The organism is Frateuria defendens, from assembly GCF_001182895.1.
In the GTDB taxonomy this organism is placed as follows: domain Bacteria; phylum Pseudomonadota; class Gammaproteobacteria; order Xanthomonadales; family Rhodanobacteraceae; genus Frateuria_B; species Frateuria_B defendens.
The window spans coordinates 15444-27515 of the sequence record NZ_LFQR01000007.1; the positions used below are offsets into that span (position 1 = coordinate 15444).

The 12072-nt window shown below is 72.0% G+C and carries 11 protein-coding genes; 5 read left to right on the forward strand and 6 right to left on the reverse strand.

Going from position 1 to position 12072, the window contains the following annotated elements; genetic code table 11:
* The first annotated feature begins 24 nt into the window (after positions 1-24).
* Together ACH65_RS02135 and ACH65_RS02140 are read left to right on the forward strand one after the other, a co-directional pair.
* Entirely contained in the window at positions 25-774 is a 750-nt protein-coding gene (locus ACH65_RS02135; RefSeq protein WP_049620930.1) for an S-methyl-5'-thioinosine phosphorylase, read from the forward strand.
* Between the two features lie 155 nt (positions 775-929).
* A complete protein-coding gene (locus ACH65_RS02140; RefSeq protein ID WP_049620931.1) occupies positions 930-1136 on the forward strand; it encodes a cold-shock protein in 207 nt (68 codons plus the stop codon).
* An 88-nt stretch (positions 1137-1224) separates the two neighbouring features.
* On the opposite strand, the gene ACH65_RS02145 is transcribed toward ACH65_RS02140, so the two are convergent.
* From ACH65_RS02145 to ACH65_RS02155, 3 genes are all read right to left on the reverse strand, one after another.
* The gene (locus ACH65_RS02145; RefSeq protein ID WP_049620932.1) at positions 1225-2985 is read right to left on the reverse strand and encodes an ABC transporter transmembrane domain-containing protein; all 1761 of its coding nucleotides are present in this window, start codon (positions 2983-2985) and stop codon (positions 1225-1227) included.
* A 200-nt stretch (positions 2986-3185) separates the two neighbouring features.
* Positions 3186-5180 (reverse strand): OPT family oligopeptide transporter, encoded by a 1995-nt coding sequence (locus tag ACH65_RS02150; RefSeq protein ID WP_049620933.1) that lies wholly within the window; start codon positions 5178-5180, stop codon positions 3186-3188.
* A gap of 248 nt (positions 5181-5428) precedes the next feature.
* On the reverse strand, positions 5429-6034 hold the full coding sequence (locus ACH65_RS02155; RefSeq protein WP_049620934.1) for an IMPACT family protein: 606 nt from the start codon (positions 6032-6034) through the stop codon (positions 5429-5431).
* 228 nt (positions 6035-6262) lie between these two features.
* Here ACH65_RS02155 and ACH65_RS02160 point away from each other — a divergent pair, with 228 nt between their 5' ends.
* Positions 6263-6886 (forward strand): cation efflux transmembrane domain-containing protein, encoded by a 624-nt coding sequence (locus ACH65_RS02160; RefSeq protein ID WP_049620935.1) that lies wholly within the window; start codon positions 6263-6265, stop codon positions 6884-6886.
* Positions 6887-7373: 487 nt separating this feature from the next.
* On the forward strand, positions 7374-7847 hold the full coding sequence (gene tadA / locus ACH65_RS02165; RefSeq protein ID WP_425478251.1) for a tRNA adenosine(34) deaminase TadA: 474 nt from the start codon (positions 7374-7376) through the stop codon (positions 7845-7847).
* Positions 7848-7977: 130 nt separating this feature from the next.
* Here tadA and ACH65_RS02170 read toward each other — a convergent pair whose 3' ends face one another.
* The 3 genes from ACH65_RS02170 to ACH65_RS02180 all read right to left on the reverse strand — a co-directional run bounded on the left by ACH65_RS02170 (position 7978) and on the right by ACH65_RS02180 (position 11040).
* Complete coding sequence (locus ACH65_RS02170) at positions 7978-8811, reverse strand: NAD-dependent protein deacetylase (RefSeq protein ID WP_049620936.1); 834 nt, start codon at positions 8809-8811, stop codon at positions 7978-7980.
* A 91-nt stretch (positions 8812-8902) separates the two neighbouring features.
* A complete protein-coding gene (locus ACH65_RS02175) occupies positions 8903-10339 on the reverse strand; it encodes a hypothetical protein (RefSeq protein WP_049620937.1) in 1437 nt (478 codons plus the stop codon).
* Between the two features lie 230 nt (positions 10340-10569).
* Positions 10570-11040, reverse strand: coding sequence for a VOC family protein (locus tag ACH65_RS02180; protein ID WP_049620938.1), 471 nt, complete (start codon positions 11038-11040; stop codon positions 10570-10572).
* Positions 11041-11295: 255 nt separating this feature from the next.
* Here ACH65_RS02180 and ACH65_RS02185 point away from each other — a divergent pair, with 255 nt between their 5' ends.
* Complete coding sequence (locus ACH65_RS02185; RefSeq protein ID WP_049620939.1) at positions 11296-12069, forward strand: YdcF family protein; 774 nt, start codon at positions 11296-11298, stop codon at positions 12067-12069.
* The last annotated feature ends 3 nt before the right edge of the window (positions 12070-12072 follow it).

Consider the following 12072-nt stretch of genomic DNA (forward strand, 5'->3'; position numbering starts at 1 on the left):
ACCCCTCGAACGGAACGACACGACGTGACTATCGACCTGGCCGTCATCGGCGGCAGCGGGCTGTACAAATTCCCCGGCCTCGAAAACGCCGCGCGCCAGCGCGTGCAGACGCCCTACGGGCCGGCCTCGGGCGACGTGGTGCTCGGCGACTTCGCCGGCTGCCGGGTGGCCTTCCTCGCCCGCCATGGCGAGGGGCACACGGTGCCGCCGCATCGCGTCAATTACCGCGCCAACGTCTGGGCGTTGCACAGCCTGGGCGCGCGGCGGGTGATCGGCGTCAACGCGGTGGGCGGCATCCGCGACGACATGGGCCCGCGCACCGTGGTGGTGCCGGACCAGGTCATCGACTACACCCACGGCCGCTACACCAGCTTCTGCGACGTGGAAGGCGCCGAGGTGAAGCACATCGACTTCAGCGAGCCCTACACCGCCGCGCTGCGCCGCGCGTTGCTGGACGCGGCGGCCAGGGCGGGCGTGAAGGCACTGGACGGCGGCTGCTACGGCGCCACCCAGGGGCCGCGGCTGGAGACCCGCGCGGAGATCGCCCGCATGAAGCGCGACGGCTGCGACCTGGTCGGCATGACCGGCATGCCCGAGGCGGTGCTCGCGCGCGAGCTCGACCTCGACTACGCCTGCCTGGCCCTGGTCGCCAACTTCGCCGCCGGCTGCGGCGACGAGGCGGAAATCAGCATCGAGGAAATCTTCGCCCACCTGGCCGCCGCCACCGCCGAAGTGCCGCGGATCGTGGCGGCTTTGCTCGAGGCGCAGGCCTAAATCGTCGGTCGTCGCGCATTACCCGGTTTTTCATATTGCGCTTTACCCGTGAACATGCTGATACTCTCCCCCGTGCCAGGGAGGCGGACCAAGGAGAGTACGGGGTCGGCCCGGGGCCTTGGTGCATCCAATTCCATGATTCAGAGGTTCACGCAATGCGTTTCGGTACGGTCAAGTGGTTCAACGACGCCAAGGGTTTCGGCTTCATCGCGCCCGAAGACGGTGGGGAGGATGTGTTCGTGCACTTCTCCGCGATCAACTCCAAGGGCTTTCGCAGCCTGCAGGAAGGTCAGCGTGTGAAGTTCGAGGTCACCCAGGGCCCGAAGGGCGCCCAGGCCTCTGGCGTCGAGATCGCGGGCTGATCGCCCGGGCTTCTTCGTAGTCGCACTGGGAAAACCCCGCCTTGGCGGGGTTTTCTTTTGGGCGATGCCCGGCCGGGCGAAGGGCCGGTCAGGCCACGAACTGCAGGCGCGCCAGCTCCGCGTAGAGCCCGCCCTCGGCGAGCAGCGAGTCGTGCGTGCCCTGCGCCACGATGCGGCCGCCGTCCATCACCACGATGCGGTCGGCGCGCTGCACGGTGGCGAGGCGGTGGGCGATGACCAGCGTGGTGCGGCCCTTTTCCAGCCGCTCCAGCGCCTGCTGGATGGCGGCCTCCGACTGCGCGTCGAGCGCCGAGGTGGCCTCGTCGAGCAGCAGCAGCGGCGCGTCGCGCAGGATCGCGCGGGCGATGGCGATGCGCTGGCGCTGGCCGCCGGAGAGGCGCACGCCGCGCTCGCCAAGCTCGGAGTCGTAGCCCGCGTCCAGCGCGCGGATAAAGTCGTTGGCCTCGGCCGCCCGGGCGGCGGCGTGCACATCCGCGTCGTCGGCATCCTGGCGGCCGAAGCGGATGTTGTCGGCGGCGGTACCGGCGAAGATCGCCGTCTCCTGCGGCACCAGCGCGATGGCACCGCGCAGCTCCGGCAGGGTGAGCGCGCGCAGGTCCACGCCGTCCAGCGTGATGCGGCCGCGCTGCGGGTCGTAGAAGCGCAGCAGCAGTGCCAGCACGGTGCTCTTGCCGGCGCCGGAAGGGCCGACCAGGGCCACCGTCTCGCCGGGGCGGATGTCCAGGTCGAAGTCGGCCAGTGCCGGCGCATCCGGCCGGGTCGGGTAATGGAAGGCGACGTGCTCGAAGCGCAGCGCGCCGTGCACCGGGCGCGGCAGCGGCACGGGCTGCGGCGGGTCGGTGATCGCGGCGCGCTCGGCGAACAGCTCGCCGATACGCTCCATCGCGCCGGCCGCGCGCAGCACGTCGCCCCACACTTCCGACAGCCCCATCAGCGAGCCGGCCGAGAGGATCGCGTACACCACGAACTGCGCCAGCACGCCGGCGTCCAGCGAGCCTTCCAGCACGTCGCGCGCGCCGGCCCACAGCACCAGGGTGATGGCGCCGAAGAACAGCGTGATGACGATGGCGGTGAGCGTGCCGCGCGTGGCGATGCGCCGGCGCGCGGTGGCCAGCGCGTTGGCGATGGCGCGGCCGTAGCGGGTGCTCTCGATGTCCTCGCGCGCGTAGGCCTTCACCGCCGGCGCGGCGTTGAGCGTTTCGTTGGCGATCGCCGCGGCGTCGGCCAGGCGGTCCTGGCTGGCGCGCGAGAGCTTCTGCACGCGGCGGCCGAAGATCAGGATCGGCAGCACCACGGCCGGGATCACCAGCGCGGTGAGGCCCGCCAGGCGCGGGCTGGTCCAGATCATCATCGCCGTGGCGCCGAGCAGCATCACCACGCTGCGCAGCGCCACCGAGATGCCGGAGCCGACCAGCGCCTGCACCACTTCCGTGTCGCTGCCCAGGCGCGAGATCAGCTCGCCCACGCGGCTGCGCTCGAAGAAGCCGACATCGAGGCGGATCACGTGGGCGTAGAGTCTGGCGCGCAGGTCCGCCAGCGCCCGTTCGCCGAGCAGGGTGATGCAGTAGTAGCGCGCGGCGGTGGCGAAGGCGAGCACCAGCGCCACCGCGAACAGGCCGAGGAAGCTGGCGTTGATCGCCGCGACGCTGGAGTTGCGGAAGCCCTGGTCGATCATGTGCCGTACCGCCGCCGGCAGCACCAGGGTGGCGGCGGAGGAGATGGCGAGGAACACCAGCCAGCCCACGGCCAGGGTGCGGTGCGGCTTGAGGAACGGCCACAGGTGGCGGAGGGCGCCGATGCGGCGCTGCGGTGCGGCGGATTCGCTCATGATCGGATGATTGGGGTAACTCTGCAGAGATTGGGATGGCGCGCGGCGGTTCAACCGCCGCGCGCCGCGGACGCGGCCCATGGCCGGGCCCAGCGCGGTGTCCGTTTCGGCGTCCCTTGCGCACGCGGTGGCGGGGCGGCCCTGCGGCAGCGGCAGCGGCCGCGATGCGCGCCGCCGCCGCCCGGCCGGGCGCTCGGCGGTCAGCCGCCCGCGTGGCCCGTCTTCGCCGCCCAGCGGTAGAGCACGGCGATCACCGCGGCGAAGGCGATGCCGCCGATCCAGATCGCCGCCTCGGCAAAGCCGGGCCCGACCAGTGCCAGCGGCGCGCTCTTGCCGGAGAAGGCCACCAGCGCGGCGATCACCACGCCGATCACGCTCTCGCCCACGATCAGGCCCGAGGCGAGCAGCACGCCGAGCTGCTTGGTGGCCTCGGGCCTCGCCCCCCGCCCGGCGCGGCGGTCGTAGAACCAGCCGACGATGGAGCCGACCACCACCATCAGCGTGCTGGTGGTGGGCAGGTAGATGCCCAGGCCCACGGCCAGCGGCGGGATGCGCATGGCGCGCGTGAAACGCCCCAGCAGCGCGTCCAGCACGATGATGCCCACGCCGATGCAGGCGCCCACCTGGATCAGGCTCCAGTCGATGTTGCCCTGGATCACGCCCTGCGCCAGCGCCGAGATCAGGCCCGCCTGCGGCGCGGGCAGGGCGGCGGGGCCGGCGCCCGGTACGCCGGCGAAGCCGTAGGCGCGGTTGAGCAGGTCCAGCACCGGCGGGATCACTGCCGCGCCGGCGATCACGCCGATCACCAGCGCCACCTGCTGGCGCCACGGCGTGGCGTCCACCAGCTGGCCGGTCTTCAAGTCCTGCAGGTTGTTGTTGGCGATGGCCGCCACGGTGAACACCACCGCGGTGACGAACAGCGAGAACGCCACCAGCGCCTTGCCGGTCTCCGGCGGCAGGTAGGGCTTCACGCCCGCCACCAGCAGCAGGGCCGCGCAGATCACCACCAAGATGCCCACGCCCGACAGCGGGCTGTTGGAGGAGCCGATCAGGCCGGCCATGTAGCCGCACACGGTGGAGACGAAGAAGCCCATCAGCACCACGAAGGTCACGCCGCCGATGGCGAGCACGGCGACGCGATCGCCCAGGCCGCTGATCGAGCCGAAATAGCCGAGCAGCCAGGCGATCGGCACGAAGCAGGCCAGGGTGACCAGGCCGACGATGCCGATCGGGATGTCGCGCTCGGTGCGCGGCAGGGACGCGGCCTGGCCGGCCTTGCGCACGCGCGAGGCGGCCATCGCCGAGGCGAGGCCGCTGATCACCGGCTTGACCAGCTTGGCCAGCGTCCAGATCGCCGACACGCCGATCGCGCCGGCACCGACGAAGCGTACCTTGTGGCTCCAGGTCGACAGGGCCAGGTCGGAGGCCGCGCTGCCGAGGTCGCCCGCCAGCAGCGAGTAGTGCGGCACGCCCCAGCCCCAGCCGATCACCGCGCCCACCAGCATGGCGATGCCCACCGACAGGCCCACCAGGTGGCCGATGGCGAACAGCGCGAAGGAGAGGTTGAAGTCGAAGCCGCTCACCGCGCCCTTGTCGCCGACGCGGAAATACTTCACCACGTCGCTGGCGAACACCTGCGTCGCCACCACCACCGCGAACAGCGCGGACACCACCGAGCCCCAGATCACCGCCAGCAGGCCGGCGCGGCTTTCCCCGGTCTCGCTGCCGGCGTCGTCGCCACCGCTGCCCACCTTGAGCACCTCGGCGCAGGCCACGCCTTCCGGATAGGGCAGGTCGGAGGTGGTCACCAGCGCGCGGCGCAGCGGGATGGAATACATCACGCCGAGGATGCCGCCCAGCGCGCACACGGCGAAGGAGATCCAGAACGGGAAGCCGGTCCACCAGCCGATCATGATCATGCCGGGCAGCACGAAGATGATCGAGGACAGCGTGCCGGCCGCCGAGGCGATCGTCTGCACGATGTTGTTTTCCTGGATGGTGGAGTCCTTGAAGCCACGCAGCAGCGCCATCGAGATCACCGCGGCAGGGATCGAGGTGGCGAAGGTGAGGCCGGCCTTGAGGCCGAAGAACACGTTGGCGGCGGTGAAAACCAGGGTGATCACGACGCCGATGACCAGGCCGCGGAAAGTGAGTTCGGTGCGCGAATCCGTCGCGCGCAATGCTTTGTCGTTCACGTCTGCCTTCCGATGAGGGGTTCCCCGCGCCACGCATGGCGCCCCGCGTGGCGCGTCTTCGCGCGCCGACGCGGGAGGATAGCGTGGAACGGCGGGCGGCCACGATCCCTCGGCGGCCTCGCGCGCCGCCGGCGGGGCGTCGGGGGGAGCGGGCCGGAGCGTCGAAACGGCGGTGTCGGGGCGGCTGGCACGTCAGGCGGACATCGCGGACGCCGGCCCGCCGGGCGGGTTTTTCGCCTTGCCCGTCGTCAGTCGTCCAGGTCCAGCCGCCTCGCCACGCTGCGGCCGCGGCTGAGATCGACGATGCGCGCCTCGGCCTCCGCCGCGTGCCGTGCGGGCAGCCGCAGCGCGAGGGTGGCGCCCTCGGCGTCGAAGTCCTCGCGCTCGATATGGGCGTCGAACTCCTTGAGGCGCGCCTTGAGCAGGGCCAGTTCGCCGAAATCGCAGTGCACGCCGAGCCGCGCCATCGGCACGATCGGCCGCCGCGCGGCGCGGCGCAGGCATTCGGCCGCGGTGCCGCCGTAGGCGCGCACCAGCCCGCCGGCGCCCAGCTTCACGCCGCCGAACCAGCGCGTGACCAGCACCACCGCCTGGTCGATGCCCTGGCCTTCGATCGCCTGCAGGATCGGCCGGCCGGCGGTGCCGCCCGGCTCGCCGTCGTCGTTGAAGCGGTAGTCCTGGCCGATACGGTAGGCCCAGCAGTTGTGGGTGGCGGCGCTGTCGCTCGCTTCCCGCACGAAGGCCAGCGCCTGCTCGGGCGTCTCCACCGGCGCGGCCAGGGCGAGGAAGCGGCTCTTCTTGATCTCTTCCTGGTGCCGGCAGGGTTCGGCCAGGGTGGACAGGGTGTCGCTCATCGGTCGGGACGGGGACGGATACCGGGGGCATCCAGCACGGGAGGGCGGGGCAGCGATCGTATCGCATGCGCCGGCTGAGCGCCGCGCCCCGTCGGTCGTGCGGCGCGGCATGCGCGCATCGGCGACAGCGCTGGACCGGTTGGCGGAACGCCGCGCCCTGGGGCGCACGCCGTCGCCGCCGGCAGAAATCGTATGCTTGGGCGTCATGTCCTGATCCGGAGAGCAGCCATGCGCGCAGCGGCCGGCCCGAACACCCCCGTTGGCCTGCGCCGCACCGTGCTGGTGGTGGCCCTGCTCAACCTGGGCTACTTCGGCGTCGAGTTCTCGGTGGCGCTGGCGATCGGCTCGGTGTCGCTGTTCGCCGACAGCGTCGATTTCCTGGAGGACACCTCGGTCAACCTGCTGATCCTGCTCGCGCTGGGCTGGAGCCTGAAGGCGCGGGCACGGGTCGGCATGGCGCTGGCCGGCATCCTGCTGGTGCCGGCGCTGGCCACGCTGTGGTCGATCTGGAACAAGCTGCACGCGCCGCTGCCGCCGGCGCCGCTGCCGCTGGGCCTGACCGGCCTGGGCGCGCTGGCCGTCAACCTCGCTTGCGCGCTGATCCTCGTCCGCTACCGGCGCCATCGCGGCAGCCTGACCCGGGCCGCCTTCCTGTCGGCGCGCAACGACGCCTACGCCAACCTCGCCATCATCGCGGCCGGCGGCGTCACCGCGGCCACGCTCTCGGTCTGGCCCGACCTCGTCGTCGGCCTCGGCATCATGGCGATGAATGCGGACGCCGCCCGCGCCGTCTGGCGCGCCGCGCACGCGGAGCATCGCCGTGCGCGCTCGGCGGATTCGCCGCAGCCTTAGAGCCTGTTCGCGATCTCCCGGATGGTGTCAGCGAGGGAAGGCGTGTTGTGTTGTTGAAGCCCGATCGCAGGCTGGCTGGCCGTTGGCTGGTGTTTCGTCCTCTTGCCGGCGCCCGCGAGAGAGTAGACCAAAGATGAAGAGCACCCGAGAGCGCTTCTCGCAGGGTCGCGGTCTGGCCGGCCCTTTGGGCCGGTGTCTCGCTCATCGGCCGATGAGCGAGTTACTTTCTCTTGCTTGCCGCAGGACACGCTCCATGGCCCCAGCCCGTCAGCGACAAGATCATGAACAGGCTCTCAGCGCGCGCGCGACGAGCGAGCCGGGCAATGCGCCGTGACGCGGAGTGGGCCGGCTCGGTATCCTTGGCGGTCCGTATGCCGGCGGCATCCGAGGGGATCATCATGGGTGGCGCGCCGCTCCCGGCGAACCACTCGCGACGGCCACCGGGCTGCGCCGGCTTTTCCACATGTGCGTCGAGATGAGCGAAGAAATGTCCCCGGCGGCCGCGTTCTCGGCCGACGACGAACGGTACATGCGGCATGCGCTGCAACTGGCGGCGCATGCGCGCGATGCCGAGAACGAGGTGCCGGTGGGCGCAGTGCTGGTGCTGGACGGCGAGATCGTCGGGCTGGGCTGGAACCGCAACATCACTCTCAACGACCCCACCGCGCACGCCGAGGTGATGGCGATGCGCGCCGCCGGCGAGAAGCTCGCCAACCATCGCCTGGTCGGCGCCACGCTGTACGTGACGCTGGAGCCCTGCGCGATGTGCGCGATGGCGCTGGTGCACGCGCGCGTGGCCCGCGTGGTGTACGCCGCGACCGACCCCAAGACAGGCGCGGCCGGCAGCGTGTTCGACACCCTGATCTCCGAGCACCACAACCACCGCATCGCGGTGCAGGGCGGCCTGCTGGCGGAGGAAGCCTCGACGATGCTGCGCGAGTTTTTCCGCGCGCGGCGCTAGCGCTCGGCGCGCGCCGGCGATCCTGCTGCCGTGCAGGAGCGCGTCTTGCGCGCGACGGTGACGCGCGGCCGCCTCGCCCTGTGCAGGTTTTTCGCGCGCGCGGCGCGCTCCCGTCCTGCAAGGCCTTCCCTCAAAGCAGGAAGGCGAGGGCCTCGTCGCAGCGCCGTTCGAGCTTGAGGCTGAGCAGCGGGTCGGCGCGGGTGCGGCCGAGGTTGACCGCGGCGACCGGCTTGCCGGCGCGGGACGCGGCGTGCGCGAAGCGGTAGCCGGAGAACACCATCAGCGAGGAGCCGACCACCAGCATGGCGTCGGCGGCGTCCAGCGCCCGCATGGCCTCGCCCACGCGCTCGCGCGGCACGTTCTCGCCGAAGAACACCACGTCCGGTTTCAGGAGGCCACCGCAGTGCGGGCAGGGCGGCACGGCGAAGCGCTCGAAGTCGTGGCCGTCCAGGTCGGCGTCGCCGTCCGGCGCATCGGCGGCGTCGAGCGCCGCCCAGGCGGGGTTGAGGCGCAGCAGTTCGTCCTGCAGGGCGGCGCGCGGCAGGCGGCGCTCGCAGGCCATGCAGCGCACCTGGTCCAGCCGGCCGTGCAGGTCCACCACGCGGCGGTTGCCGGCGCGCTGGTGCAGGCCGTCCACGTTCTGCGTCAGCAGCAGCTCGACCTTGCCCAGCTCCTCGAGGCGATGCAGCGCGCGGTGGGTGGCGTTGGGCTCGGCGCGGCCGAAGCGGCGCCAGCCCACCAGGCTGCGCGCCCAGTAGCGGCGGCGCGTGTGCGCGTCGCCCATGAAGGCCTGGTAGGTCACCGGCTGCGCGCGCTTCCATTCGCCGTTGGCGTCGCGGTAGTCGGGAATGCCCGAGTCCGTGCTGCAACCGGCGCCGGTGAGCACGAACAGCCGGCGGTGCGCCGCGATGAAGGCGGGCAGGTCCTCGTCGGCCGTGACGGCGGGCAGGGAGGAGTCGGTCATCGACATGAGCAGGCGAGCGGATTCCAAGGCATGGTCAGCGCGAGGCCTGATGATGGGCCAGCGCGGCCGCAAGCGCCACCGTGGGCGGCGGCTACGGGACGACCGCCCCCGGCTGCGGCCGGCTGAAGTCTTCCGGCGCCAGCTGGCGTGTCAGGCGGAATACGCCTTCGTGGACCTTGCGCGGCAGCACCACGTCGAGCACGGTGGTCTCGTGCGGGCCGAACAGGGCGATGAGGTCTTCGCCGGCCGCGCTGTCGGCCAGCCCGTGGTGCACCAGGCCGCCGAGGTCGCCGGGCTGCACGCGGGCCCCGTAGGGGCGGTGGTCGGCCGCGGCGGCGCGCAGCGTCTTGCGCGTGTTGCGCGGGTCGGGCACGCGGGCGTCGCCGGCCAGCAGGGCCCGGTTGAGGAACAGCGAAATAGTGGCCGCGCTGCGCGCGTTGGCCTGGCGGTCGAGCAGGAAGCCCTGCGGCATCAGGTCGGGATCGGCCGCGGCGCCGGCGGTGAGCAGGAAGCCGGCGCCCCGCAGCGGTTCGCCCGCCTCGTCGGCGAGCCGCACGATCAGCAGGCTGCGCGGGTCGTGGATGTGCACGCGCGGCGCGAACGGGCCGGCCGGCTCCAGCTCCACCTTGCCCGCGTCGCGCTCGGCGTTCTCCGCCGCGAAGGCATCGCACAGCGCGGTGTAGTCGCCGGCGCTGCGCACCGCGAGGCAGCGCAGGATCGTCTCCACCGTGGCCGCCGCCGCGCTGGCCAGGATGCCGTGCTGCTCGCCCGAGTGCGCCGCGCTGGCAACGAGCTTGAAGGCGCTGCGCGGCGCGCGCATCAGGTTGAGCGCCAGCGTGTCCGCCGCGGCGGCGCTTTGTGGGGCGGCCAGCACCGCATGGCTGGCGTTGAGGTTGGCGGCGGCGATGCGCACCACGCCGTCGGAGCCGTCCTCGCCGGTGTAGCTGTTGAGGTGGTCGTACAGCTTGCGGTCCGGGCGGTCGCCGGCGAGCACGAACAGGTACTGGCCATGCCGGGCGGGATCGTCGCCGTGGATGTGGTCGAGGTTGAGCGAGAGCGACTCGGGGCTGCCCAGTTCGAGCCAGTCGAGGATGCGCTCGCCCGGCTCCACGCCGTCGAACCAGGCCTTGAAGCGGCCCAGCATGCCTTTGCCGAGCTGGGCCAGCGCCGAGCCGAAGTTGGCTGGCGCCAGCATCACCAGGTGGCTGAGCCGGATGGTGCTGTAGCGGCCGGGCCGGTCGCGCTGTGCGCGCAGCCACTCGCGCACCAGCGGGCCGCCGGTGGAGTGGGTGATGCAGGCGAAGCTGGCGTCGGTGAGGTGCAGGTCGCGCAGGGCGTGGTCGAAGGCGCGCACCAGGTCGCCCATGGTCACGCGGTCGTCGAAGCTCACGTATTCGGAGAGCCACAGGTCGCGCAGCTCGATCGGCAGGCCGGCGGCGGCCGCGCGCTGTTGCAGCGCCTGCGGCATGCGGCCATAGGTGGCAGTGCTGGTGACGCTCCAGCCATGCACGAAAACCAGCGTGGTCATGATCCGCTTCCTCCCCCGAAGCAGGTCTGTCGCACCCTTGCACATCGGGTGATGCGCCGGGGCGCGGCATGCCGTGACGCCAGTGTCGCAAGCCTACGCCGTGAAGGGTGAGAACGGTGGCGGGATTCGGACGATGCGACGCTTGCCGTCGCGGCGAGTGCCGCGGATGCGGCGCGGCGGCTGCCGGCCCTGCGCGAGGCTGTGCCCGCGCGACGTTGTGCGGCGTGTTACTACTGCGCGGCCAGCTGCCCGGCGGACTCGCGTGCCGGTGTGCTGTCGTAGCCGACCACTTCCAGCGGCAGGCCCCAGGGCGTGAGGAAGTCGACCGTGACCACCCGGCCCGGCGTCGCCGGCCGCGAATGCTCGATCGCCATCAGGTGGCGGCTGCGCAGCCAGGCCGCCATCGAACGGGCGTCGTCGGTGCGGAAGCGGACGCGCCCGCCGGTTTCGTCGCCGTTCGCGGCGGCGGTCTCGGCCAGTTCGAGCACCATGCCGTGCGCGCACTCCAGCAGCGCCGAGCCGGCAGGGCCGGCCTCGAGCGGCTCGCAGCCCATGACCTCGTGGAAGAACGTCACCGCCTGCTGCAGCTGCGGCACGTCGAGCCGCACGTAATCGTCGTCGCCGGCGTGCGCGGCGGGGGCCGCGGCGCCCAGCGCCAGCAGCAGGAAGAGAGCGAGTTTCAGTGATCCGTTCCGGAACATGATCCGGCACCTCGTTGAGCGGTGGCGCTAGAGTGGGCGCGCAAGGGGCGCTTTCCAATGGCCGCCCGGTGATTGATGTGTTTCCCGGTGGAAACGATGCTCCCGCGCCGTAGGTTCCGCGCCCGGAGTCGTTCCGGTTTGCCGCCGTGGAGCCGGCGTGGGCGAAGGCGAATCGCGGCGGCCGTCGCCTGCGCTGGCGATCGCCGCAGGCATCGGCGACCATCCACCGTTGCCCTCGCTCACCGGACGTGCGCCATGACCTTGTTCGTGATCCTGCTGCTGGCCGTTGCCGCGCTGGTGCTGGCGCGCTGGCGCCGCCTGCGCGCCGCGGCCCCCGTGCCGGCGATCCTCGCCGCGCTGGGCCTGTTCGGCATCGGCTGCGGCCCCGGTGCGAACTGGCTGGCGGAGAGCCTGCAGGTGCCCTATGCCCGCGACATACCGCCAGTCTGGGCGGCGCGCAACGCCATCGTCGTGCTCGGCGCCGGCACGGTGCGGGCGGGCGGCGAGATGGAGCCGGCCTTCTTCATGCAGGGCCGCCTGCTGCGCGCGGCGGTGCTGTACCGGGACTGCAAGCACAGCGGGGGCGACTGCAAGCTGCTGCTGAGCGGCGGCGATGCGCAAGGCCACCACGTCGCCGAGGCGGTCGTCTATGCCGGAGCGCTGCGCGCGCTGGGCGTGCCTGGGCACGATTTGCTGCTGGAGCCGCGCAGCACCAGCACCTGGCAGAACGCGCAGTTCAGCCGGCCGCTGCTGGCGGCCTATGCGCCGCAGCGCATCGTGCTGGTCAGTTCGGCCATTCACCTGCGCCGCAGCCTGCTGTACTTCGCCCATTTCGGCGTCGTGCCGCAGCCGGTGCACGGCGACTACGTGAAAGCGCTGTATTCGCCGCTCCCGCTGGGCTGGAACTTCTCCCTGGCCGACGCGGCGTTGCATGAATACATCGGCCTGCTGCGCTACCGCTACTACGGCTGGCGGGGCCTGAACGCGCCGAAGGCGCCGCCGCTGGCGACGCCTCCGGTTGAACGCTAACCG

Excerpts from the sequence above, each read along its gene's own strand:
- ACH65_RS02140 (WP_049620931.1), top strand. The coding sequence starts at position 930 with ATGCGTTTCGGTACGGTCAAGTGGTTCAACGACGCCAAGGGTTTCGGC.
- ACH65_RS02145 (WP_049620932.1), bottom strand. The coding sequence starts at position 2,985 with ATGAGCGAATCCGCCGCACCGCAGCGCCGCATCGGCGCCCTCCGCCAC.
- ACH65_RS02160 (WP_049620935.1), top strand. The coding sequence starts at position 6,263 with ATGCGCGCAGCGGCCGGCCCGAACACCCCCGTTGGCCTGCGCCGCACC.
- ACH65_RS02170 (WP_049620936.1), bottom strand. The coding sequence starts at position 8,811 with ATGACCGACTCCTCCCTGCCCGCCGTCACGGCCGACGAGGACCTGCCC.
- ACH65_RS02175 (WP_049620937.1), bottom strand. The coding sequence starts at position 10,339 with ATGACCACGCTGGTTTTCGTGCATGGCTGGAGCGTCACCAGCACTGCC.
- ACH65_RS02155 (WP_049620934.1), bottom strand. The coding sequence starts at position 6,034 with ATGAGCGACACCCTGTCCACCCTGGCCGAACCCTGCCGGCACCAGGAA.
- tadA (WP_425478251.1), top strand. The coding sequence starts at position 7,374 with ATGTCCCCGGCGGCCGCGTTCTCGGCCGACGACGAACGGTACATGCGG.
- ACH65_RS02185 (WP_049620939.1), top strand. The coding sequence starts at position 11,296 with ATGACCTTGTTCGTGATCCTGCTGCTGGCCGTTGCCGCGCTGGTGCTG.
- ACH65_RS02180 (WP_049620938.1), bottom strand. The coding sequence starts at position 11,040 with ATGTTCCGGAACGGATCACTGAAACTCGCTCTCTTCCTGCTGCTGGCG.